The sequence below is a fragment of the Bacteroides ihuae genome, assembly GCF_900104585.1.
GTDB classification, from domain to species: Bacteria; Bacteroidota; Bacteroidia; order Bacteroidales; family Bacteroidaceae; genus Bacteroides; species Bacteroides ihuae.
The window spans coordinates 468,943-492,707 of sequence record NZ_FNVX01000004.1 but is presented as its reverse complement, the minus strand read 5'-3'; the positions used below and the strand labels follow the sequence as shown (position 1 = coordinate 492,707).

Here is a 23,765-nt window from a genome sequence, read left to right as displayed (position 1 = left end):
GACAATATGGCTTTGCCCTACACTGACTAAGCTTCTCCTTTCGTTCGTCTATTCTATCCTTTTACAGCCGTTTGCCAGTAGAAAATCATTGATAGCTTCTTCGTGATTGCCTTGCACCACGATGTGATGATTGCCTAGTGGATTGCGGAGAAAATAGTCGGCATTTGCATTCATCTTTATTCGTACCTGTGTGCGGCAGAGGTTGATGTAGTTCGTGTTTTCGGTTAGCGTGCCCGATGATAGATAATATTCATCCAAACATTCGCCTCCACATTTCACGATGGTTACATCTCCCGTAGGCATGATGCCCTGAATACCAATACCGCTTTCTGTTTCAAAATGATTCCTGATGATGTATTGCTCTGTCAGCGAGGTGCCAATGGTGCAGTGCGCCAACACTATTTCGTTGTTTCGGGTGTTCACCATAGAAGGATTGGCCATGAAACCTACTTTTCCGGTAAGCGCTTTTATTGCTAAGAGGGTAAAGATCGATTGTAAATCTCCTTCACATCCGGCTACAATGCCTTCATCATTGAGTAGAGAAAGAGCCAGACACCCGGTGGTTCCTGTGCGCTCTATCAGTTTAAAGCAACTGAGTGTGAGAGCATCTAATTTTTCTTCTTCGCATACGATCTTTACAGCCCGATAAAGGCGCATAGCCTTGATTAAATCTCCCGGTGTTGCTTCTCGGCAAGCGAGTGCTTTAACTGCAAAATCAGCACAAGCCTGGCCCACTTCCTCTTCAGTGATAAGATCAAACTTTTCGTAAATGCGTTCCAATGGTATATCAACGTACTCCACTTTCCAACGGCGTTTAGACAATAGATAGTCTACATTGCTTGCTATCAGCCACGAAGAAGAAGTTCCCATAACTCCGATGCGTGTACCGGTTAGGGTGCGTTGTGCTTTGAAGTTATTATATAATATTTTTAAGCGTTGTACGATGGATGGTATTTCTCCGTGAAGAATCTCACTTTTGAAGCCTTTGCTCCGTAACCATGATGAGATTTCGAGGGATGCCGCCAGAGAATTTTGCATGCCATCGGCCAATAGCACAATCGGTCGTGGGAGTAGTTCAAACTCTTGAACGACAAGCTTCTCCACTCCTCCGGTGGCGATAAAAACAATGCTGAAGTCATCGTTTGTTAGCTTATGAACCTCTGTGTAGTCGATAAAGTTGATCGTGAAATATTTCTCTAATTCACTCAATATAACTTCGTGAGAGTTCCTTACTGATGCTTGCTTGTGTAAAATAGATGCAAACGTTATGAGATTTATTGTCATTATGCTATTTGGTTATTGATCTTAATTTGATGTAAATGTATGTATTTCTATTGAATATACATTTGCCTAACTACAAAACTTGCGTTAGGTATAACATTCATTCATTTTGTTAAGTATTTGTTTGCTTACTAACCCTCGATACTTTATCTTTGCGACTTCTAATTAAAAACGATTTGTTATTTCTCATTTTGTAATTCATACATTAAAATCATGCCAACTATTTCCATTCGCGGTAATGAGATGCCTGCATCTCCTATCAGAAAACTAGCTCCACTGGCCGATGCTGCCAAGCAACGTGGGGTGCATGTCTTTCACCTGAACATTGGTCAACCCGATTTGCCAACTCCTCAGGCCGCGATTGATGCGATACGCAATATAGACCGTACCGTGCTGGAATATAGCCCTAGTGCCGGATATAGAAGCTATCGCGAGAAACTTACCGTTTACTATAAGAAATTCAATATAAACTTGACGGCTGATGATATTATTATCACTACCGGAGGATCGGAAGCAGTGCTTTTTGCTTTTCTTTCGTGCTTGAATCCGGGGGATGAAATCATTGTGCCCGAGCCTGCTTATGCCAATTACATGGCTTTTGCCATATCGGCGGGAGCAAAGATACGTACCATTGCCACTACCATCGAAGAGGGCTTTTCTTTGCCTAAGGTAGAGAAATTTGAAGAACTGATCAATGAGCGTACAAAGGGTATTCTTATTTGTAATCCGAACAATCCAACCGGATACCTCTATACTCGCCGTGAGATGAATCAGATTCGCGACTTGGTGAAGAAATATGATCTTTTCTTGTTTTCTGATGAGGTCTATCGCGAGTTTATTTATACCGGTTCGCCTTATATCTCTGCTTGTCATCTGGAGGGAATAGAAAATAATGTGGTATTGATTGATTCAGTTTCCAAGCGTTACTCTGAATGTGGTATCCGCATTGGCGCTCTTATTACTAAGAACAAAGAGATACGCGATGCTGTGATGAAATTCTGCCAAGCTCGCCTAAGTCCTCCTTTGATTGGTCAGATTGCTGCTGAGGCTTCCCTTGATGCTTCCGAGGAATACTCCAGGGAAATATATGATGAATATGTAGAGCGACGCAAATGTCTGATCGACGGATTGAATCGTATTCCGGGAGTCTATTCTCCTATACCGATGGGTGCCTTTTACACTGTAGCCAAGCTTCCGGTAGATGATTCTGATAAATTCTGCTCTTGGTGTCTTTCTGATTTTGATTACGAAGGGCAAACGATATTCATGGCGCCTGCTTCAGGTTTTTATACTACGCCCGGTTCCGGCTATAATGAGGTACGTATTGCTTATGTACTCAAAAAAGATGACTTGAATCGTGCTCTTTTCATTCTGCAAAAAGCATTAGAAGTATACCCGGGAAGGGTGGACTAACAGACTTGCGTATCGTTACATTAAGGAGGGAAATGAATGAATCTGGCTTTATTTATATCTAGACGAATTTATCGTGATAAAGATGGTGGTAAGCGGGTCTCTCGGCCTGCTGTCCTCATTGCAATGATTGGCATTGCCATTGGTTTGGCGGTGATGATTATTTCTGTAGCGGTGGTTATTGGTTTTAAGAATGAGGTGCGCAACAAGGTGATAGGCTTTGGTTCTCACATCCAAATCAGTAATTTTGATGCTGTACGTTCGTACGAAACACGTCCTATCTTGGTGAATGATAGTATGATGGCTGCTTTATCCGATTATTCGGAAGTGAAGCATGTGCAACGCTACTCTACGAAACCGGGGATGATCAAGACGGATGAGGCTTTTCAGGGCATGGTATTGAAAGGCGTAGGGCCAGAGTTTGATCCTACTTTTTTTCGCGAACATCTGGTGGAAGGCCAGATGCCTGCTTTTAGTGATTCGGCTTCAACCAATCAAGTGCTTATTTCCAAAACGTTGGCCACTCAGCTAAAGCTGAAACTCGGGGATAAGATATATACCTACTATTTGCAAGATGCTGTACGTGCTCGCAGGTTGACTATTGTAGGCATTTATCAAACAAACTTCTCTGAATACGATAACTTATTTTTGCTGACGGACATTTGCATGGTGAACCGCTTAAATGGTTGGGAACCGGGACAGGTAAGTGGGGTAGAGTTGCAGGTGAAGAATTATGATAAGCTTGAAGAAACAACTTATAAGATAGCAGCCGATACAGATAATAAGTTCGACTACATGGGTGGAGTGTATTATGTGCGAAACATCGAACAGCTTAATCCGCAGATCTTTGCGTGGCTTAGTTTGCTGGATCTTAATGTATGGGTTATTCTTCTTCTCATGGTTGGTGTGGCAGGCTTTACGATGATTTCGGGCTTACTGATTATTATTCTCGAAAGAACAAACATGATCGGAGTGCTCAAAGCTTTGGGCGCTAATAACTTCACCATACGTAAAGTCTTTCTGTGGTTCTCTGTCTTCTTAATAGGCAAAGGGATGTTCTGGGGTAATCTTATTGGATTGGCGTTCTACTTTGTTCAGTCGCAGTTCGGCCTCTTCAAACTTGATCCTGCAACGTACTATGTAGATACAGTGCCTGTATCTTTTAATATTTGGCTTTTTCTGCTTATTAATGTAGGTACGTTACTGATTTCGGTCTTAATGCTGCTTGGGCCTTCTTATCTTATCACTAAAATTAATCCGGCCACTTCTATGCGTTATGAATAGATTGCTCTAAGAAGGTGGCGCTTACTACCTTCTCATAAAGTCGCTTTTACCTCTGTATAAACGATAGAGTTTGAAGCCTAGCGATTGTATCGGAAGCAGGAAGTCAAATATAGGTAAAATGAAGTAATAGTGTCTTTTTTCTCCCATTTCCGTAGCTGTTTTGTTGATGATTATGGCTTGCATCGTGTAGCGTAATGCCCATATAATGAATGCGATGCCGAACACCAACCAGTGAAAACTCAAAACGCTCACTACTAAAGTTGCTACAAACAGTAGGTGAAACAGTAAGCGGGTTGTTGTTTCTAACTTTAGTGAACTCTCCTGGACGCCCTTATAGTATCTGGATGTAGCCATGTAGCTTACTCTTTCTTCTTTCCAGTCTTTGTAATACTCTATGGGTTGCATTCTCATAGTAGCATTTACGTCGGTTTCTACACGCGTATTACTCCCTTTTGCCACTTGGTTTATAAATAAATCATCGTCTCCGCGTTGCAAATTTAGATGAGCCGAGAATCCTTTATTATTGAAGAATAGTTCTTTGCGATAGGCCATATTGCGCCCAAGTCCCATATAAGGCTTACCTGCCAAAGCCCATCCCAAATAGGAGAGTGAAGTAAATAGTGAGTCGAAAGCCACCCGTCTGTGCAGCCATCCTTTACCAGCTTCGTAACCGCTGTATCCCAATACAACTTCTGTTCGGGAAGTGAAGTTACGGGCCATCAGCCTCAGCCATTGATTGCTTGCGGGTTGACAATTGGCTTCCGTCAGTACAAGCCAATTATGTTTGCTTGCTTTGATCGCCAATGTTAGAGCTAGTTTTTTACGGCTGATATATTTCGAATCCTCAGGTGTAAAGCTGTGATACAAGTGATGATATTTATCTTCCAGGGAGTTTAATAGAGTCTCACTTTCATCCGTTGATCCGTCATTGATCACGATCACCTCAAAGTCGGGATAATCTTGTTCAAGTATGGCAGGTAGGAATTTCCGCAGGTTTTCTGAATCGTTTCGCGCAGAGATGATAACCGATAACGGCGGCAGCTCTTGGGTGAAGTGCACGTCACCTCTCTTAAAGGCACGATTATTTATATGTATTCGATTATATAGGCCAAAATAATAGATTGCCTGAATGATAAGTAATGCGCCAGAAACTGACAAAAGGATCAAATCGGTGTTATTGAATGTTAATGCTTCCATATATTTCTTTGAAATATTTTAATGCTGCAAAAGTACATATTTTTTTGATAGACTGTGCGTATATGGAAAAACAATCGGGTGATAGGAGGGACATTACCATCTTTGGGTGAAATAAATACCACACTTCGGGTATTTATCATTGAGACATAATCACTAGCTTTGCACTTGAACTAATAACAGATAAAGTGATGATAAAACAAACGATATTTCTGATGGCTACCCTAGCATTCACAGCGAGTAGTAATGCTCAAAAACAACCTTCATTGAAACAAGGTAAGTGGTATGCCGAGTTTATTACCAAAGAAGCAAATATTCCTTTTGTCTTTGAAGTAAGTAATTCGGGCAAAGAAACAGTCCTTACACTGACCAATGGAGTAGAGCGTGTTCCTCTTCAGGGAATAACTTATAAGGGGGATAGCATTTTTATTCCTATTCAAGATTATGACGCCCAACTCAGCGGAGTGTTGCATGGCGACACTATTGATGGAACTTTTCGGCGTCTGTTTGCTACTAATGATCCGGGTGTTTCGTTTAGGGCAACACGAACTGCTACCCCTCGTTTTATTTCCATAGGTAAGCCTATTGCAAACCTTGATGGAAAATGGGATGTTGACTTTGTCAGCGAAAAAGGTGAAAGTAAGAACGTGGGCATTTTTAGTCAACAAGGATCAAAGCTAACAGGATCTATCTTAACCAACTCCGGTGATCTTCGTTTTCTGGAAGGGGTTCTTGATGAATCAGGTTTCCGTCTTTCTGCTTTTGCAGGGCTTAGTCCTTATCTCATTCAGGGGCAATTTATAGATGAAAATCACTTTGAAGCTGCATTTATCACTTCCAGAGGCAAGCAGTTGATAAAAGGCACGCGCAATAAGGATGCTGCCCTTTCCGACCCATACAGTCTTACACAATTGAGGGATGGTTATACAAACTTGAATTTCAGTTTGCCTAATCTGGAGAATAAATTGGTCTCTCTCTCCGATGCCAAATATAAAAATAAGGTAGTTGTTGTATCTATCTTAGGAAGCTGGTGCCCCAACTGCTTGGATGAAATGTCTTATCTTGCTCCTTGGTACAAAGAAAACAAAGAGCGTGGAGTAGAAATCGTTGGTTTGGCTTTTGAACGTAAAAACGATCCTGAATATGTGCGCAAAGTACTCTCGAATTTGGTAAAGAAGCATGGGCCAACTTATGATATACTTTTTGCCGGTAAGATTGGTGATGACAAAAAGGTGTTGCCCGAGATTGATGGACTGAAGAGTTATCCAACGACTATTTTTATAGATAAGAAAGGGAATGTACGTAAGATTCATACGGGTTTTAATGGCCCTGCTACAGGATTATTTTATGAAGAGTTCAAAACAGAATTCAATAAGTTGATCGATGAGCTGCTGAAAGAAGAGTAACTACCTTTTTTGTGTGATGAATATACCATATATGCGGTATTTTTCAAATGAGAATTATCGCATATCTTTGTATCCTAGTTATTCGACAAACGATTAAAAAAAGCAGAACAATGAATACTCAGATTTTTATTCGCAAAAAAAAGCCTTTGGAGAAGCAATATTCTTTCTCAATCGCTTTTCTATACGGTATTAACCGACGTTTCCAACATCTCTTTACTCCGGCATTATGCCCTAGCTTTCTTACCACTACTCCTATGTGTATGGACATCCGAATGTGCATCACCAATCCTTGTTGTTGATTCTTCCAACAACTGTCTACTACTCCTTAGTAGTTTAAAAGGAAAACCCGTTTTTTCATTATCATTTTAATCTATCTGCAATTGCGCAACATGCTTTCCGCAAGGATATAGCTGTATGCTTTATACAGAGGCTTATCTGTATCATTACTAATTAATAGAAACAACAAATCAATAATCTAGATGAATATGCAACGTACAAATATAAATTTGAAATATATAAGAAGAGTTTGTTTGGCAGTTCTTCTCTTACTGTCATCGCATGGGGTGTATGCGCAGACGGTCTCTGTCATTAATGGCGAGGTTCGGGATGCCCAACAACAGGGTATTCCGGGTGTTACGGTGGCTCTAAAAATATCGAGCACTACGGCAGTCGTAACGGTGAGTGATATTGATGGTAAATTTTCGTTGAATACTGTCCAGAACTTACCTGCCACTGTGGTGTTTAATATGGTTGGATTCAATACCAAAGAAGTTAAAGCAAAGCGGAGTGGCGAACAGCTTATTGTTACTCTGGAAGAAAACATCAGTCAATTGGATGAAGTTGTCGTGACGGCTTTAGGTATCTCTCGCGAAAAGAAGTCGCTGGGTTATACTACGCAAGAACTCAAGAGCCGCGACCTCTCAACGAATAAAGAAAGTAATTTACTCAATGGTTTATCCGGCAAGGTGGCAGGGGTAAGGATTACAAATTCGCAGGGAGATATGGGGTCGTCGCGTATCGTTATTCGGGGCGAAACGTCTATTTCAGGAGATAATCAGCCGCTCTTTATAGTCGATGGCATTCCGGTTGATAACTCTCAACTAAATGTAGGTGGTGCTACACGTGATTTTAGGAATGCTATTGCTGATCTTAATCCCGAAGATATTGAATCTTTGAGTGTGCTGAAAGGCCCAAATGCAGCCGCGTTGTATGGTTCACGAGCCGCTCACGGTGTAATATTGATTACTACTAAAACTGGTAAAGGGCAAAGAGGTTTAGGCATTTCTGTTAACTCCGGCGTTAGCTTTGCTACAGTGGCCACGCTACCGAAGTTTCAAAATGTGTTTGGGCAAGGTTCCAATGGAAAGTTCAGCTATGTAGATGGAAAAGGTGGGGGTGTGAATGATGGTGTGGATGAGAGTTGGGGTCCTAAGATGGATGGAAGGCTCATTCCTCAATTCTACTCTAATGGTGAGGCGGTTCCCTTTGTGGCTCATCCGGACAATGTGAAAGATTTTTTCAGAACGGGGGTGACTTACGATAATGGAATTTCTGTTGCCGGATCGGATGAAAAACATGATTTTCGTTTAGGCGTTAATAACCAAACACAAAAAGGTACGGTACCCAATACAGAAATAAAAAAGAATAACTTCACGCTGAATATAAATTATCAACTGTCTAAAAATATCAAGATAGGAGCTACGGTCAACTATATTGTCACAGATGCGCCTAACTTACCGGGCGGTCCTTCCGGAGGACGCGCAGCAGGAGTGATGTTGCAGTTCTTGTGGTTTGGCCGACAGGTTGATATAAATGAATTGAAGAATAACCGAAATATAAATTGGAACAACAGTTACTACAGCAATCCGTACTGGAATACGTATTATAATACAACCAGTCAGAAACGTAATCGCTTGATTGGAGATGTACATCTTGAAGCGAAACTGGCTCCGGGACTTGACTTTAGATTTCGATCGGGGACTGATTACTACAATGATCGCAGGAAGTACAAGATAAAGCATGGTACCAGTGGAACGCCTTATGGATCGTATGCTGAAGATGCCTACACCATCAATGAAAATAATACAGAGGCTATATTACACTATAATCGTAATTTGAGTAAGGACTTTACGCTGGACGCTTTAGCCGGATTCAATGTGCGCAACCGCACGCGTGAGAATAACTATCAAAAAGCTCCCCGGTTAGCTATTCCTGACTTATATACGCTAACTAATTCTCGGGATGCTTTGACCTCATCAAACGATTATTCTAAGTTGAGAGTCTACAGTGATTTTGCTTCAGCACAGCTAGGTTATCGGGGTTATGCTTATTTGAACATAACCGCTCGAAACGACTGGTCGTCTACTTTGCCACGTAGTAATAGATCTTATTTCTATCCATCAGTTAGTGCCAGTCTTGTGCTGTCCGAAGCATTCAAATGGAAAAATGAGGTGCTCGATTTCTTGAAGATACGTGGCGGATGGTCGGAAGTAGGAAATGATGCTGAACCATACCAGCTATATACAGTCTATGATTCTCAGACAGCTTATGATGGCAATCCCATTCAGACATCTTCAAAAAAGAAGCTGAACTCTGACTTGAAGCCTGAAACAACTCGGTCTACAGAACTGGGTTTGGAACTAAGCTTATGGAGGAATCGTGTACATCTTGATTTAGGTTACTATAACACGAATAGTATTAATCAGATACTAGAGATAAAAACGTCAGCATCTAGTGAATACACCTCGCAGCTACTTAATGCAGGTCAGATTAATAATCATGGCATTGAAGTACAGTTAGGCTTGGTTCCTATACAAAGCGGTAAGTTTAAGTGGGACATTAATTTGAATTATGCCAAGAATAATAGTGAGGTGAAGGTGCTTGATCGTGCCGGGCAAATACAAAACTTCACCAATGGTTCGTCGGGTGGGGTAGATGTTCTTGCTTCTGTAAGTAAAGCTTATGGTACACTATACGGCACGGCCTATCTGAGAAATGATAATGGTGATATTGTGGTGGGTGCGAATGGTTTGCCTAAAGCCGATCCACAGAAGCGAGTGTTAGGACATTATACCCCCAGTTGGCTAGGTGGAATATCCAATACGCTAACCTACAAGAATATCGAGCTCTCTTTCCTTATTGATGCCAATGTGGGTGGGAAGATATTCTCAGGAACCAATCGTACGGGAGACTATACCGGCGTATTGGCACAAACGATGGAGGGACGTGATGCCGAACATGGAGGCTTGCTTTACTACTATCCGGGCAATAACTCTACTGCTGGAAAGACGCTTACTAATGGAGGTTCTGCTCCTAACGGAGAAACGGTATACGAAGACGGGGTAATCTTTAACGGTGTATACGCTGATGGCTCAGCTAATTCCAAAGTGATTAGCGCTCAGGAGTATCACAAAGCTTCCTATAACATAAGTGAAGCTTATGTATACAGCGCTACTTATGTGAAGTTTCGTGAGATAAAGCTTTCATATAACTTCAACAGTAGTCTGATAAAGAAAGTTGGAATACAGGCAGCTACTCTTTCGGCAGTGGGGCGTAATCTCTTTTTCATCTATAAAGATGCACCGAATATTGATCCCGAAACAGCATTCAATACAGGCAATGCGCAAGGGCTTGAAAGTCTTTCGCTTCCTACGGTACGAACGATTGGCTTTAATTTGAACCTCAAATTCTAAATAATAAAGACTTATGCTTAAAAATATATTCGCACTATTTTTGCTTGCAACTGCACTAAGTGCTTGCAACGATCAGTTGGATAAAATCAATGAAAATCCCAATGCAACAGAACACCCTATGCCGGCTTACCTGCTCACGGGTAGTGAAAAGCAAGGAGCTGATTTGTACTGGGGTTCCGAAAGTAACTTCAACTCCTCCTTATTGTTTGTACAACAATGGGCCAAGATTCAATATACCGAACCGGATAGGTACGATATTTCTAATACAGGTTTCACTTCACTCTGGAATACAGGCTATGCTACGCTGATTGCTGACCTGAATACTATTTTGAACTTTACGGACGAAGAAGCTAATTCTAACTACAAAGGTGTTGCTCTCGCCCTTCGTTCATGGGTGTTTCAGTTACTAACAGATGCTTATGGAGATATTCCTTATTCTGAAGTTGGTCAAAATGTAACTCCGGCGTATGATACGCAGCGTGAAGTTTATTTGGGTTTACTGAGCGATCTTGCCAAGGCACAGTCATTATTGAGTACTTCCGCTGGTGCCATTAGTGGAGATGTGGTCTATAATGGCAATATCGCAAAATGGAAGAAGTTTGTAAACTCCTTACGACTTCGGATTGCTCTTCGGATAGCGGATAGAGAGCCGGCGTTGGCCAAAGAAGCTATCGTTGCTGCAACGACGGATGCTGCGGGATTAATAAGTAGTAATGCGGAAATCTTTCAATTTGTTTATACTAGTTCACCGCAACAAAATCCGGCTTCTGCTTGGTTCGAGACACGTGATGATTATCGTATTTCAAAAACGTTGGTGGATAAGTTATATGAACTTTCTGATCCACGTTTGCCGGTATATGCGCAATTACCTTCTGATGAGACTGTTCACGAATATGTAGGTGCTGCCAATGGTCTATCGACTAGTGCTGCAAATAGTCAGGGATTTGCAAAAACGTCTAAGCCGGGTACTTATTTCCTTACTTCTGCGTCGCCGGCTGTTATTTTTAGCTATTCGGAAGTATTATTTGCACTTGCTGAGGCCACTGCTCGTGGTTATATTACAGGCGATGCAGAACAACTTTATAATGATGCGATAACAGCATCATTTACGCAGTTTGGCATCACAGATGCTGCTGTTGTAGCTGCCTATCTGGCACAACCTTTGGTGAAGTATGATGTATCCAACTATAAAAAATCTATAGGTACGCAGAAATGGATTGCTTTCTATGGACAGGGATTAGATGCCTTTGCAGAATGGCGGCGCTTGGATTATCCAATCTTAATCGCTGGTCCTTCCACTGTATTGGATGGCGAAATTCCTTCTCGTTTCTTCTATCCGGGCACCGAACAGTCGCTGAATGGGGTCAGCTATCAGGCTGCCGTGGCCCATCAGGGTACTGATTTATTGATAACAAAACTTTGGTTTGATGTAGAGTAGAGAGCTTTTTTGAGAGTTTGTTGAAAGCAGGTGGATGGGTTGTTAATACCGGTTCACCTGCTTTGTTTTGTGGCTGATTAAAATAATAGATTAGTATCTTACAACTATTTAGCGGTAAAATTGTTTTATATTATATAATCTTTTAATATAAAAATTATGAGTATAATTTGGTATGTTGTGATTGGCGTTCTTGCTGGGTTCATTGCCGGTAAGATAATGCGAGGGAGTGGATTTGGACTTGTCGTGAACTTGATTGTTGGTATTGTCGGGGGGATGTTAGGTGGCTGGGTTTTTGGTCTATTGGGCATTGTCACTATGGGGATTTTGGGGAATCTACTTTCTGCTACTGTCGGAGCTATTTTGTTATTGTGGATTGTATCACTATTTAATAAACCCAGATCTTTGTAGGTCCTGGACAAAGGCGGAGGTACTCTAATGTGAAAGAATAATAAAGAGTCTCCCATCTATGTAAGAATTCAAATAATCATTTGTAGTTTTGCGGCCAATATGAGCCAAGGTGTAAGATCAATATTGACAGTTGTTCTTTTTCTATTAGTGTTTACTAATATAAAGGGCACGCTACTACAAGCTTCTTCTCAGATAAGTAATGTTTCTGAGATGTTTGTGAGTGATGGTACTGATAACCATGTCTCTTATATTTCTGCTGCGCTTAATTTATCAAATGATGATTCTGTTCAGCATTTATTGGAGTTAGAACTAGATGCTTCCGGTTATTGGAAAATGTTTCGTGGCGTTTTTGCACGGAATAATTCATTTGTAGAATCCGGCTGCTTTAAGTCTTATGAAAGTAATTTCACTGCTCAAACTATATACTTGATCGCTTTTTTGCAGGCCCATCAAAAGAATACAGTTTATCATTTCATTAGTATTTCTACTAAACCCGCACGTCGATATTACCTCTACGCATTGCGGCATATCTTGATTTAGAAATTCGTCTTCCTCTTTGCTATGGCTGTGGCATGCTTCCCTTTGAAGTTTTGTTTCAGCTAATGTGTCGTATCGTTTTAAATTAATCATTAATTAAAATATTATTTTTTCGCTGTGATAGCGCAAAGTTAGTCTGTTATGAGGATAAAGAGGGATGAGTATTTTTAACGTGTGTCTAAACAATAGATTATATTCCTTTCATCCCATTTTCATAATAAGTATTTTTTAGTTTATATTATGGCGTACATTTAGCGTGATGTTAAGTGTGCGCTTTTTTTACTTGGTGCCTTAATCACAAAGCAGACATCCGGCTTTATTCTGCTAAGTAGCGTATAAAAAATAAAGTTTGTTTCTAAGTTTGACACGAATGCTATGACTTGGATTGGAGCTGTTTAATGCTGATCAGCAAGATAATGAACGAAAATCTTAAATTTTTCTCGGTCATTTAAAATATATTTGTGTGTGATTCGTCTACATAGATGAGAAGTAAACATATTAATAATTTAAATGCTGTTGCTTATGATTGCTCGTATAAAACTTATGCATTGGGGCATGTTTGTTGCCGCTCTTTTAGGCTTTCCTTTTGCTACAATGCTTTTATGGAATTGGCTTTTGCCTGATTTATTTAATTTTCAATCGATTAATTTTTGGCAGGCCCTTGGCTTGCTCGTTTTGCTTAGACTTTTGTTTGGGTGGAGTAGAGGGATGCCTTCTGCCGGTTATCATGACGGTATGCGAAGAAAAATGGCAAAGATGACGCCTGAAGAACGTGAAAAATTTACTCGAAAAATTAGATGCCGTAAATATTTATGGGATGATTTCTATCAAGAAGAAAAAGGAGCAAACAGCTCACTCTAGTAGTTTCAATATAACGAATGTTGTTGAGAAGTACCAGAAACGACTGGAAAATTTTGTTCGCAAACGAGTCGATTCGATAGAAGATGCGAAGGATATTTTACAAGAAGTGTTTTTTCATTTAGCGGCAGCTGATTGTTTGATGAAACCTATTGAACAAATGGAGTCGTGGTTATATGCTGTAACACGGAATGAAATTATTGATTGGAATAGAAAGAAGAAAAGTAAAGTTTCTATTGATTTTTTGAATGGTGATGAAGCAGATGGCGTTATATTCAATGAATTAGATAATTTATTATTTGATAAGCCCTTAACGCCTGAGGATGAATATTTACATTCTTTGGTGTGGGAAGAATTGGAAAATGCGTTATCAGAGTTACCCATTGAACAAAAGAGAGTCTTTGAAATGAGCGAGTTACAAGGTCTTTCTTTTAAAGAAATATCTCAAAAAACCGGAATAACCGTTAATACGCTTATATCAAGAAAGAGATATGCTGTTCTTTTCTTGAGAGAGAGGCTAAGATCACTATATGTTGATATTTTGGAATACTGATTCTTATGGGAAATAGAATAAATATAGAGGAAATGCGTGTATTACTTAAGGAGATGCTCACAGAATTACATCTAAGTAATAAAATTATGGCTGAAGAATTAGCCAGAAGTGAAAGGGTGGAGAAAGCACTAAATCTATTGATGATTTTTGAGAATGCTTCTATCTCCACTCAAATAATTAGCAATAATGAAATAAAGAAATGATGAATAAAAAAAGAGACGTATTAATTCAAGTTGATCTCGATAAATGTGTTGGCTGTTGGAAATGTATCGAACGTTGTCATCATAATGTTTTGGCTAAAGTTGAATTACCTTTGCAAAAGTACATAGTGGTGGACTCTGCTGAGAATTGCATTGGCTGCCTGCATTGCATGAGCGTATGTAGATATCAGGCAATAAGAGTAGTAAGGTCTCGCTAAAATCGAATGGAAGAAAAAGAATTCTGGCTGGCTGTTTAAGAATACCTATAAATGGGGATTGCGCAAACAAGAACGATGTTCTATTTTTGTGGTATAAAATTCTAGATTATGTAAATGTAAAAAGATAATATCCGAAAGATCCTTCTGATAGAGCACAAAGAATCTCTTCGTTTTTGAACTTGTGGCTCTCTTTTTTATAAAAAAAACAGTATATTGATGAATAGTAAAATCTCTTTTGGGGGAATAAGCGTTTTGTCCCTTTTTCTTGTTCTCTTGTTTCCGGTGAACATAAAGGCACAACAGGAGAAAGGAATTATTTCGGAACTAACAGTGAATGGCTTCGAAAAAGAAAATTCGTTATTTTTGGTAAACATTGGTGATGCAGAATTGGCAACAAGATATCGTAGGGGAGAAGGCACACCGATTTTTTTTGTTCATGGTTCGTGGAGTGACCATGGTTCTTGGTTACCTATTGCAACCCAATTGGCAGGTCGGGTCAAAAATCCGATAATTCTCTATGATCGTCGAGGGCATAGTGCTTCCACTCCAGATATTGCACAAGGGTCTATCATGCAGGATGTGAATGATGTTATTGCTCTAATAAAAGCTCTTGGTTTTGAAAAAGCTGATTTTATCGGACATTCATATGGCTCTAACATTGTTATTCAGCTTGCAATCGAGCACCCGGAAGTCGTGAAAGATATTCTCATCTATGAGCCTCCTTTATTCGGCCTTTTAAAGGGTAAGGCCCAATATAAAACAGACTTACAGGAAACTAAAGATGCAATGTTGTTAGCGAAATCACTCTTGGAGAAGGGCGAAATTGAAAAGGGCACAATTCAGTTTCTTGAAAAAGTGGCATTTGGTGAAGGTTGTTGGGAAACTCTTTTTGATAAGGGCGAAAGGCGGATTATGTTGTCCAATTACCACACATGGTTGGATCAATCTAAGGACCCTCAACGCCTGAATATACAACCTGTCAAATTGAATGAATTTAGTGGACGGGTGACAATTCTTTATGGAGCAGAAACACTTCCTGTTTATAAGGATGTAGTAGCAGAGTTAGACAGGATACTGAAGAATAAGCGAATAATAAAGATAGAAAATGCAGGGCACGGCGGATTGGTTACAAATTCATCCGGTGTATCTCAAGCAATTGATAAATATTTAATTAAAGTTGAAGATTAAATTTCAGGATAATATCTAAAATATATCTCTCTAACTTTGTAGATATTAATAACCGTCTTTACAGGCTTTTTGAGAGAGGTTTGTTGAATGTCCGCTTTCAACACGCTGATCGCGTACATTCAACACGTTGAAGTTATATCTTCTTCTCGCTGTAAATTAATCGAAAGTTTGGAACTGCCATGAAGCTTTTCAAGAACTGTCCTATGATAAGATTTGAACGCCTAGAATAAAATTCTGTTTGTTCATTGATAGATTTTGGACAGCTCTCCTTTATCGTTACAGATCCCGGCTTCTTTGAGAAAACTTATTGCTTTTTCTTTTGATGAAGTCATTTCTTTAAAAAGAGCTTTTTCTTGCAGCCTTCTCTTCTTTTGCTTCAAATAAGCGCATTATTAACAATCTCATTAAAAAACATCACGTTTATCTTAATATGGATAGCTACTTCGCTTTTTTTTCTTCCATGTCTTAAGATCGTAACATCTATTCTCTACATTTGCTGCATTAACCAAATTAGTAGTAAGAAATGAAGAAACAAGTTTTTGTCTCGATACCTTTGTTGGCAATGTGTGTTGCTGCACTGATGGGTGGATGTAAATCTGCCGAAGAGAAGATTCCCGTAGTTCATGCGCATCGTGGTGGAGCAGCTCTCTATCCGGAGAATACCATTCCTGCTATGATTCATGCTGTTGATCTGGGTGTGCCGGTCTTGGAACTGGATTTGCATGTCACGCTGGATAGCCAGGTTGTTGTCTCTCATGATGCTTTCTTTAACTCGATAAAGGCACTTACTCCGCAGGGAGATACTATCCCGAAGGATCAGATGAAGAATTACAAACTCTATAGTATGACGTATGATAGTATTTGTAAATATGATGTGGGTACTCGTATGAATCCGTCTTTCCCTTTGAGGAAAAATATGAAATGTGTTATTCCCTTGGTCTCAACGCTTATTGACAGCGTGGAAACACATGTGAAGCATAATGGAGTAAAACAGGTTTCCTACAATATTGAGATAAAGTCGGATCCTGCTAAAGATGGCATTTTCTCGCCAGACTATCGGACTTTTACGGATTTGTGTATGAAGGTGTTGCTGAGTAAAGATCTTGGAGATCGATTGCTGGTACAATGCTTTGATGTGCGTACGCTCAACTATTTGCATCAGAAATATCCATCCGTGCGATTATCTTATTTGGTTGAAGATCATGTGGCCTCTTTTGACGAACAATTGGCCCGACTTAACTTTACCCCACAGGTATATAGCCCTGAACACGACATCTTAACTGAAGAAGTTGTGCGCAAAGCACATGCCAAAGGAATAGAGGTTGCTCCCTGGACGGTAGATGATCAAAAAGAGATACTTCGGTTGAAAAAGTTGGGTGTGGATGCTATTATTACCAATCAACCAGATAGCGTGATGATGTGGTTAGGAAGTAAAAAAGCGAACTAGAATGAACATGCTTCGTGTTGCCGCCAACAAAAAAAGTGTTTTCTTCTTCTGCTGTGCAATGTTCGGTAGTTTGTTCCTTTTTACGGCATGTTCTACTGATAATGATGAGCCGGTAGTCCCGGTTTCTTATACCGTATTAGTCTACATGGCAGCAGATAATTCCATGGATTCTGAAGTGGACTATACCCTGCAAGAACTCAAAGAGGGAATGAAGCGCAGTGGTGGTAATACAGTAGTCTATCTGGATAGGTTAGAAAAAGCGCCTCGTCTTTTTCGGATTACAGCAGATGGTGAAGAAGTCGCTTTAAAAGAGTATGCAGAAGAGAACTCTGCCACTGCAGAGACATTGGCTCGGGTGATCGCTGAAACGAAAGAGCTGGTACCATCGGAGAATTTCGGACTGGTTTATTGGTCGCACTCCATGGGGTGGGTGCCCTCAGGATATTCTAAAGATACGCGTGCTGCCGTTGCTTCCGAAGCCTCCTTTCCCCGCACCCGATACCTGGGCATGGATGAGCATCAGGCAGTTGATGCACAGGGGATGACACTGATGGAGATAGATGAGATGGCGGCTGCCTTGCCCGATAATGTGGCAGAGTTTATGCTCTTTGATGCCTGCATGATGGGTAGTGTGGAAGCTCTTTATCAACTTCGTAACAAGTGTCACTATTTTATAGCTTCGCCTGCCGAAGTGCTGATGGAGGCCGATTATGATGCTTCTGGCATGCCTTATTCAGAGTTACTGCCCCAGTTGTTTGGTGGTAAGGAGGAATTGGCTGAGGCTTGCCAAAAATATTATAATCACTATAACGGTATGAGCGCCAAGATTCTGCGTTCGGCTACTATTGCATTGATTGATGCCCAGCAGTTGGATGGATTGTATGCTACCGTAAATAGCATACTCAATAACCGACTATCTGCCCTGCAAAGTTTAGATACAGATGGCTTACAAGTCTATCATAGAGGTAGCTTACCTAAGGTATTCTTTGATTTAGCCGATGTGATGAAACAGGTAAGCACCACTACTCAATATCAGGCGTTTGAGGCACAACTGTCCCAAGTAGTACTCTATAAAGCAGCTACTGACAAGTTTGCCAGTGATTTAACGCTGGGAAGTTATAGCGGTTTAAGTGTCTATGTACCTCTAGGCAAATGGTTGGGAAATACAGAATATACTTATTATTTCAGTTCTTTAGATTGGAGTAAAGTCTACGGAATTGATTAACGAATGCCAATGCCGGTAAGAACATCGTTCGTCAGGCTCGAAGCCGAAAGATAGAAAAGATTAATGCGTATGAGCATTACCAACATGATGGCGGATGATTTATTCGTCTTGCTATCGTTCAAGTAGCCTTCGAGCAAATGCTTCTTTAGGTTAGAGAGTGTTTTTTTGTATCTTTCGCGCACAGCTTTTTCACAAATACCCAATGTCTTTGCAGTCTCTTTTGTAGAATAATGTTTATTCCAGCGCAGATGATAAATATCCTGATGGAGCTGAGGCAATGTATTCAGTACTTTCGTGATAATCTGGTGAATTTCACCTTCCTGTAGATCCTCGAATACGTGCGTGTAAGACATCTCTGTACTTATTTCGGAGATGATATCTGTATCGGCACTCTCTTCTCTGCCTTCAGAAGATTTCAGATAATCGGTAATGCGGAAAGAAAGGATTTTTAATAAACTCTGTTTGGCCATACCCGCTTCATTGATATTAAACACTGCAGGAGTATTCCACAAGTTTGCCCAAAAGATCTGCATAATATCTTCCGATGTTTGGCTGTTCCGGGTGCGTCTATAGGTCCATTTCATAAACAGACGATTATATCGTGCATACATGATATTGAATGCATCGTAGTCTCGTTCTGCTATTCTTGCCAGTAATTCACTATCCGAAGTACTCATAAGCAACTCGTTTTTCTTTTCAACAAAGCTACTATGTTTATTTCATATTCACTGTTACAAAGATGTTAAGTTATTTGTCTGCAAAAATGTAACTGAATCTTAATAGCATTTCGTTCCCATTCGTTGCTTCTCATCTCGTATATCTATATAGAGGGTCACTCAGCAGAGTTAATTCCCCGTGATGATGATAATGGAACATTTTAAAAATTTAGAGGTATGATAAACCGTAAGTTCGAAAAGCAGGTCAAAGCGATGATAAAAGGAATCACCCCCGAAAACAGGGTGAGAAGGTTTCTTTTTGTGCACGAGTTGCTACGTCGCTATGCCAGAGGTGAAGCTACGGAACGTGAGAGAGAGATGATAGAAACTTGGTGTGCGGACGAAGAAGAGCCCCTTTTGTGCGAGCAAGGCGAAGAGTTACCCTCCATAGCGCTCGATCGGATGGGCGAATGCATTTACCGCAAAGTGGCCGTTAGTCAACAGTTCCCTCAAACCGATTGGAACCTTGTGTCGCAGCAGCCGGAAGTGATGAGTGCCGTAGAAGAAGCAATGAACGATGCTATCCTTCCCAAGACTACCCTCAAAGCAAAAAGGCCGATGCGGGCGATTCGTATCTATGGTGGCATCGCTGCCATGATTGCCATCGTCTTCGGTATAGGAATGTTTCAGTATTACACCAAAGATACGGTGTTGGAATCCGAAAATCAGATATTGAGCCAACAGTTGCCCGATCATACGAAGGTACAAATGAATCGTGACAGTCGGTTGACATTGGGTAGTAACTTCAATGATCATACCCGTGAAGTAGAGATGACGGGCGAAATCTTCTTTGATGTGGCCAAAAACCCTCAAAAACCATTCATCATCGCACATAGCGTGTTGCAAACACAAGTTAAGGGTACTTCTTTCACCATTAGCGATTATCCTGAACTCAATGTAAGTACCATCACCGTGCGCACAGGGATAGTGGCAGTGAGCAAGGGCGGCAGGCGACTGGCTACGCTGTTGCCTAACAAACAGCTTCTTTACAATAAAATAACCGGAAAATATACGGTCCGAGATAGGAACTGGCAATCTTCTTCCGGATGGATTGATGGAAGAATCGTACTGATAGATGCCGACGAAAAAGAGCTCGCTCTGCGCATCAGGCAATCTTTCGACAAAGAGCTGGTGATAGAAAACCACGCATTCGGTGCCAACGTCTGTTTCAATTCAGAGTTTGCCCGCAATGCTACGCTGGCCGAAGTGATGGAGCGGTTGATGCTGGTGTATGGTGCTCAATACAAAATGGAGGGTAGCCGGATCATCGTGTACCGGTGAATTTAAGATAGAACCCTTTTAAAGCATATTTTGGTAAGATGTAAATATTATTATTCCCTGATAACGGGGAACAGGAGATTCTTTGCTCTGATCGGAGCCTGATGATGAACATGAATACATCGAAAACAGCGTGATTTACGTGTCTGAATAGAACAACATGAGAGTATTAATAAATAAGATTAAATTAACGATTAAACGTGATGAAAAGTAGTAGTAAACGAACGAATTTGCACTTTGCAGTGTTTCTTTTGGCACTGCTGTTGTGGAGTCCTTTATGCATCCACGCACAACTTATTAAACGAACATTTCCTCAAGAAAAGCTTTCTGCGCGTATCAAGCAGTTGGCAGAGATAACCGACAAGACAATTACATTCGATGCCGCACAAGTAGGCAATATTGTTGTTCCCGCTTTGGCAGCCAACAATTACAATTTAGAGCAGATACTTGCCGGTAGCCTCAACACCACCGGTTACACCTTTAAATACACCAACAATTCTTACATCATCTATCGATCAGCAGAAGATGACAACAAGAAAAAGACAAAGTCTGCCGGCACAGGTAACCTTTCGGGGTTTATTCTCGATCAGAAAGGCGAACCCCTTGTAGGCGCCACGGTACGCATCCCCAACACACAGCTGGGCACCGTGACCAACCTTGAAGGCAAATACTCCCTGAAAGCTGTTCCTACAGGTATAGTGACCGTGGAAGCCAGCTATGTGTCTTTTGAAACCCTGAAGATAACCGAAGTGAAGATTAATCCTGCCCGTACCACGGAACTAGACCTTGTGATGAAGGAAGCCAGCGAAGAGCTGGGTGAAGTGGTGGTGACAGCCGAATATAGCGATGCCTCTGCCAAAGGACTCTATGCCAAGCAGAAGACGATGGCTGCCATGAGTGACGGTGTAAGTGCCGACCTGATAAAGAAAACCAGTGATAACAATGTGGCGCAAGTGCTCAAAAGAGTAAGTGGCGTAACCATTGACAATGGTAAATATGTAACGATTCGCGGTATGGGCGAAAGATATAACAACGTGCAGCTCAATGGTGCCACGCTTCCTTCTACAGAACCCAACCGTCGTAATTTCGCTTTCGATGTGATTCCTTCTAACCTGATAGATAATGTAACGATCTCTAAGACCTTTACCCCTGATCTTCCGGGAGAATTTACCGGTGGCTTGGTAGAAGTGCAAACGCTTTCCGTGCCTCAAAAAAGTTTCTTTACTGTTACTCTGGGTACGGGTATGAACACGCAAAGCACGGGCAAAGATTTCCTGAGCACCAAACGTTACGGTTCCGATTGGTTGTTGGGCGAAAAAGACAAACGTCAATGGTATGAAGGGAAGGGTGAAGAAACAAGAAAGCAGAACATCCAGAATGCATCTCAAATGAACAGTTATGGCTTCAAGAAATATACCGCTTCTCCCATGCAAAATTATAGCCTGACCTGGGGACTTCCGCTTGATTTGGGCAACAATCAAAAGTTGGGTTTTGTGGCAGCCGTAACTTACCGTAACGAGCAAACCACAGACGAAATAAAGGAGGCGCACATGATAACGCGCGACAGCATCTACAAAAGTTCTCATCGCTACAAGTTTGTTACCTCTACTGGTGCGGTGGCTAATGTAGGGTGGGAGATGCCGAATCATCGCATCACATGGCGCAATCTGTATAACAATCGCTTCACTCACACTAATATGGAACGGTATCTTTATGGATATTATACTTCGTTTGAAAGCACTCAGAAATTTTATGAACAATACAGCGTGCCTTTGATCTCCAGTTTGATACAAACTCAGTTGGATGGCGAACACCATTTGTTCAATAAGAATCTGATCTTTACCTGGAACGGTTCTTATAACAAAGTGAGGCGTACCAATCCGGACGATCGCTATGCACGTGGAGCGGTGCAGGCCGAATCCGGCGATAAATCTTTTATTGATTGGAGGTCGGCGACCTTATCCAGCGGGGTTAATCTGAATGATGGAAACATCATGTATAGTGATTTAAAAGAGACCAAGAAAACCGTTGGTGGTAATCTGGAACACTCATTTGTGGTGGCTGGTAACTCTCAACGACTCAAGGCCGGTTATATGGGCACGTTCCGTTCTTCGGATTTTGAGCAACAGTATCTCAGAGCATATGGAAATGCATCTGGAGGCCCTTCTATACAAGATTATTTTGCTCCTGAAAGCTTTTCAAGCGGACTGTTGGAATATATACAAGGCGGGCAAGGTGACGGCATCGATTTTTATGACGGCAAGCAAACCATTCATGCCGCTTATCTGATGGGTGAATTTTCTTTCTTTCGCAAATTGCATTTTACAACCGGTTTCCGCATGGAAGATGCCAAAACAGAAGTACATACTAAGTTTTCTAGTTATATAGATGGTGAGGGTTATCAGCTGAGGGATAGTATCGTTTCCGTGAAGAAAAAAGATTGGTTACCGGCCGCTACGCTTGTATATAACATCACGAATGAGATAAATGCTCGTCTGGCTTATAGTAGTACCATTGCACGGCCAGATTTTCGCGAAATGACTCCTACTCAATATTATAATGTGGATGATCGTGTAACAGTGGTTGGGGTGGGAGCTATAAAACAGTCACGAACTGATAATTTTGACTTACGTCTTGAATGGTATCCACATGCTGGTGAGGTGATCTCTGTGAGTGGATTCTATAAGAAATTTAAAGATCCGGTAGAGATGGTTACTGTGGAGGCAGCTTCCCAACAGAGCTTTGATCTGTTTGCTTTTAATCTGGATGACGCTACTGTAAAGGGCATCGAGTTCAATGTTCGTAAGTCACTCGGCTTTATTGGAGCCGGCACATTTTTTAAAGACATTTACGTAAGTGGAAATGCTACTATAATAAAAGGAGACGTAACTTATAATTATGATAAACTGATGGCAGGAAGTGGCTCTCTCAAAGATATAGAGACGCAAGACCGTAACCGTCCACTTCAGGGATTGTCACCTTATACGGTGAATGCAGGTCTTGCTTATCAAGGTATGATTGTAGGGGCAGCTCTTAATTACGGACGTTCCGGAAGAAAATTGGTCATGGCGGGTGAAGAAGAAAAATATGACCAATACGAAACCCCACGTGATGTGCTCGATTTGCAGCTCTCCGCACGTTTTATGAAAGAACGACTTGAGTTTAAGTTTAATGCAAGTGATTTGCTCAATCAAGATGCGATCGTCTATCGCAATTGTGGTTATAAAAATGGCGCAGAAGTGGGACAGCCGGACGTGAAGACTTATGAAGATCGCACCGCTTTAGGCATGAACTATAATGCGGGTGATTGGGTGCTGAGCCGGATCAAGCGGGGAGTTAATCTTTCTTTCTCAATCGGTTATAAGTTTTAATAACATCAAGAAATATACATATTTTCTATATAGTGAAATGCGCCCATGGGAAGCAAACATT

General features: G+C 41.0%; 20 protein-coding genes. 17 read left to right on the top strand and 3 right to left on the bottom strand.

The window, feature by feature from the left end; genetic code table 11:
- Positions 1 to 48: 48 nt before the first annotated feature.
- The gene (locus BQ5338_RS02800) at positions 49 to 1,284 is read right to left on the bottom strand and encodes a fucose isomerase (RefSeq protein ID WP_071145288.1); all 1,236 of its coding nucleotides are present in this window, start codon (positions 1,282 to 1,284) and stop codon (positions 49 to 51) included.
- A gap of 210 nt (positions 1,285 to 1,494) precedes the next feature.
- Here BQ5338_RS02800 and BQ5338_RS02795 point away from each other — a divergent pair, with 210 nt between their 5' ends.
- Both BQ5338_RS02795 and BQ5338_RS02790 read left to right on the top strand, forming a co-directional pair.
- The gene (locus tag BQ5338_RS02795) at positions 1,495 to 2,694 is read left to right on the top strand and encodes a pyridoxal phosphate-dependent aminotransferase (protein WP_071145287.1); all 1,200 of its coding nucleotides are present in this window, start codon (positions 1,495 to 1,497) and stop codon (positions 2,692 to 2,694) included.
- A 36-nt stretch (positions 2,695 to 2,730) separates the two neighbouring features.
- Positions 2,731 to 3,975 (top strand): ABC transporter permease, encoded by a 1,245-nt coding sequence (locus tag BQ5338_RS02790; protein ID WP_071145286.1) that lies wholly within the window; start codon positions 2,731 to 2,733, stop codon positions 3,973 to 3,975.
- A 24-nt stretch (positions 3,976 to 3,999) separates the two neighbouring features.
- Here BQ5338_RS02790 and BQ5338_RS02785 read toward each other — a convergent pair whose 3' ends face one another.
- Complete coding sequence (locus BQ5338_RS02785; protein WP_071145285.1) at positions 4,000 to 5,172, bottom strand: glycosyltransferase; 1,173 nt, start codon at positions 5,170 to 5,172, stop codon at positions 4,000 to 4,002.
- A 212-nt stretch (positions 5,173 to 5,384) separates the two neighbouring features.
- On the opposite strand from BQ5338_RS02785, the gene BQ5338_RS02780 reads away from it, so the two are divergent.
- The 13 genes from BQ5338_RS02780 (at position 5,385) to BQ5338_RS02730 (ending at position 18,339) form a co-directional block, all read left to right on the top strand.
- Positions 5,385 to 6,575, top strand: a complete 1,191-nt coding sequence (locus BQ5338_RS02780) for a TlpA disulfide reductase family protein (protein WP_235816367.1) — start codon at positions 5,385 to 5,387, stop codon at positions 6,573 to 6,575.
- Positions 6,576 to 6,685: 110 nt separating this feature from the next.
- Positions 6,686 to 6,874, top strand: a complete 189-nt coding sequence (locus BQ5338_RS16675; RefSeq protein ID WP_139265160.1) for a hypothetical protein — start codon at positions 6,686 to 6,688, stop codon at positions 6,872 to 6,874.
- A 186-nt stretch (positions 6,875 to 7,060) separates the two neighbouring features.
- Positions 7,061 to 10,267 (top strand): SusC/RagA family TonB-linked outer membrane protein, encoded by a 3,207-nt coding sequence (locus tag BQ5338_RS02775; protein ID WP_071145845.1) that lies wholly within the window; start codon positions 7,061 to 7,063, stop codon positions 10,265 to 10,267.
- Between the two features lie 13 nt (positions 10,268 to 10,280).
- On the top strand, positions 10,281 to 11,705 hold the full coding sequence (locus BQ5338_RS02770) for a SusD/RagB family nutrient-binding outer membrane lipoprotein (RefSeq protein WP_071145284.1): 1,425 nt from the start codon (positions 10,281 to 10,283) through the stop codon (positions 11,703 to 11,705).
- A gap of 156 nt (positions 11,706 to 11,861) precedes the next feature.
- The gene (locus BQ5338_RS02765; RefSeq protein ID WP_071145283.1) at positions 11,862 to 12,113 is read left to right on the top strand and encodes a GlsB/YeaQ/YmgE family stress response membrane protein; all 252 of its coding nucleotides are present in this window, start codon (positions 11,862 to 11,864) and stop codon (positions 12,111 to 12,113) included.
- Between the two features lie 99 nt (positions 12,114 to 12,212).
- A complete protein-coding gene (locus BQ5338_RS02760) occupies positions 12,213 to 12,653 on the top strand; it encodes a hypothetical protein (protein WP_071145282.1) in 441 nt (146 codons plus the stop codon).
- A 519-nt stretch (positions 12,654 to 13,172) separates the two neighbouring features.
- Complete coding sequence (locus BQ5338_RS02755) at positions 13,173 to 13,511, top strand: hypothetical protein (protein WP_071145281.1); 339 nt, start codon at positions 13,173 to 13,175, stop codon at positions 13,509 to 13,511.
- Positions 13,468 to 14,061, top strand: a complete 594-nt coding sequence (locus BQ5338_RS02750) for an RNA polymerase sigma factor (protein ID WP_071145280.1) — start codon at positions 13,468 to 13,470, stop codon at positions 14,059 to 14,061. Before BQ5338_RS02755 ends, BQ5338_RS02750 begins: the two co-directional genes overlap by 44 nt.
- Before the next feature lie 5 nt (positions 14,062 to 14,066).
- Complete coding sequence (locus BQ5338_RS02745) at positions 14,067 to 14,264, top strand: hypothetical protein (protein WP_071145279.1); 198 nt, start codon at positions 14,067 to 14,069, stop codon at positions 14,262 to 14,264.
- A complete protein-coding gene (locus BQ5338_RS17175; protein ID WP_078063375.1) occupies positions 14,261 to 14,479 on the top strand; it encodes an ATP-binding protein in 219 nt (72 codons plus the stop codon). Before BQ5338_RS02745 ends, BQ5338_RS17175 begins: the two co-directional genes overlap by 4 nt.
- 216 nt (positions 14,480 to 14,695) lie before the next feature.
- Positions 14,696 to 15,667 (top strand): alpha/beta fold hydrolase, encoded by a 972-nt coding sequence (locus BQ5338_RS02740; RefSeq protein ID WP_071145278.1) that lies wholly within the window; start codon positions 14,696 to 14,698, stop codon positions 15,665 to 15,667.
- A gap of 523 nt (positions 15,668 to 16,190) precedes the next feature.
- The gene (locus BQ5338_RS02735; protein ID WP_071145277.1) at positions 16,191 to 17,114 is read left to right on the top strand and encodes a glycerophosphodiester phosphodiesterase family protein; all 924 of its coding nucleotides are present in this window, start codon (positions 16,191 to 16,193) and stop codon (positions 17,112 to 17,114) included.
- A 1-nt stretch (position 17,115) separates the two neighbouring features.
- Positions 17,116 to 18,339, top strand: coding sequence for a clostripain-related cysteine peptidase (locus BQ5338_RS02730; RefSeq protein ID WP_235816366.1), 1,224 nt, complete (start codon positions 17,116 to 17,118; stop codon positions 18,337 to 18,339).
- Here the strand turns inward: BQ5338_RS02730 and BQ5338_RS02725 are convergent.
- Positions 18,336 to 19,016, bottom strand: coding sequence for an RNA polymerase sigma factor (locus BQ5338_RS02725; RefSeq protein WP_071145276.1), 681 nt, complete (start codon positions 19,014 to 19,016; stop codon positions 18,336 to 18,338). The two genes, BQ5338_RS02730 and BQ5338_RS02725, sit on opposite strands and share 4 nt — an antisense overlap.
- A 216-nt stretch (positions 19,017 to 19,232) precedes the next feature.
- Between BQ5338_RS02725 and BQ5338_RS02720 the strand changes: the two genes are divergently transcribed.
- Together BQ5338_RS02720 and BQ5338_RS02715 are read left to right on the top strand one after the other, a co-directional pair.
- Entirely contained in the window at positions 19,233 to 20,336 is a 1,104-nt protein-coding gene (locus tag BQ5338_RS02720) for a FecR family protein (protein ID WP_071145275.1), read from the top strand.
- Positions 20,337 to 20,536: 200 nt separating this feature from the next.
- Positions 20,537 to 23,704, top strand: a complete 3,168-nt coding sequence (locus BQ5338_RS02715; protein WP_071145274.1) for a TonB-dependent receptor — start codon at positions 20,537 to 20,539, stop codon at positions 23,702 to 23,704.
- The last annotated feature ends 61 nt before the right edge of the window (positions 23,705 to 23,765 follow it).

Bases quoted from the DNA above. Each gene is read 5' to 3' on its own strand.
- BQ5338_RS02720 (WP_071145275.1), top strand. From the start codon at position 19,233: ATGATAAACCGTAAGTTCGAAAAGCAGGTCAAAGCGATGATAAAAGGA.
- BQ5338_RS02765 (WP_071145283.1), top strand. From the start codon at position 11,862: ATGAGTATAATTTGGTATGTTGTGATTGGCGTTCTTGCTGGGTTCATT.
- BQ5338_RS02795 (WP_071145287.1), top strand. From the start codon at position 1,495: ATGCCAACTATTTCCATTCGCGGTAATGAGATGCCTGCATCTCCTATC.
- BQ5338_RS02800 (WP_071145288.1), bottom strand. From the start codon at position 1,284: ATGACAATAAATCTCATAACGTTTGCATCTATTTTACACAAGCAAGCA.
- BQ5338_RS02725 (WP_071145276.1), bottom strand. From the start codon at position 19,016: ATGAGTACTTCGGATAGTGAATTACTGGCAAGAATAGCAGAACGAGAC.
- BQ5338_RS16675 (WP_139265160.1), top strand. From the start codon at position 6,686: ATGAATACTCAGATTTTTATTCGCAAAAAAAAGCCTTTGGAGAAGCAA.
- BQ5338_RS02745 (WP_071145279.1), top strand. From the start codon at position 14,067: ATGGGAAATAGAATAAATATAGAGGAAATGCGTGTATTACTTAAGGAG.
- BQ5338_RS02790 (WP_071145286.1), top strand. From the start codon at position 2,731: ATGAATCTGGCTTTATTTATATCTAGACGAATTTATCGTGATAAAGAT.
- BQ5338_RS02785 (WP_071145285.1), bottom strand. From the start codon at position 5,172: ATGGAAGCATTAACATTCAATAACACCGATTTGATCCTTTTGTCAGTT.
- BQ5338_RS02775 (WP_071145845.1), top strand. From the start codon at position 7,061: ATGCAACGTACAAATATAAATTTGAAATATATAAGAAGAGTTTGTTTG.
- BQ5338_RS02730 (WP_235816366.1), top strand. From the start codon at position 17,116: ATGAACATGCTTCGTGTTGCCGCCAACAAAAAAAGTGTTTTCTTCTTC.
- BQ5338_RS02780 (WP_235816367.1), top strand. From the start codon at position 5,385: ATGGCTACCCTAGCATTCACAGCGAGTAGTAATGCTCAAAAACAACCT.
- BQ5338_RS02750 (WP_071145280.1), top strand. From the start codon at position 13,468: ATGATTTCTATCAAGAAGAAAAAGGAGCAAACAGCTCACTCTAGTAGT.
- BQ5338_RS02770 (WP_071145284.1), top strand. From the start codon at position 10,281: ATGCTTAAAAATATATTCGCACTATTTTTGCTTGCAACTGCACTAAGT.
- BQ5338_RS17175 (WP_078063375.1), top strand. From the start codon at position 14,261: ATGATGAATAAAAAAAGAGACGTATTAATTCAAGTTGATCTCGATAAA.
- BQ5338_RS02755 (WP_071145281.1), top strand. From the start codon at position 13,173: ATGATTGCTCGTATAAAACTTATGCATTGGGGCATGTTTGTTGCCGCT.
- BQ5338_RS02760 (WP_071145282.1), top strand. From the start codon at position 12,213: ATGAGCCAAGGTGTAAGATCAATATTGACAGTTGTTCTTTTTCTATTA.
- BQ5338_RS02735 (WP_071145277.1), top strand. From the start codon at position 16,191: ATGAAGAAACAAGTTTTTGTCTCGATACCTTTGTTGGCAATGTGTGTT.
- BQ5338_RS02740 (WP_071145278.1), top strand. From the start codon at position 14,696: ATGAATAGTAAAATCTCTTTTGGGGGAATAAGCGTTTTGTCCCTTTTT.
- BQ5338_RS02715 (WP_071145274.1), top strand. From the start codon at position 20,537: ATGAAAAGTAGTAGTAAACGAACGAATTTGCACTTTGCAGTGTTTCTT.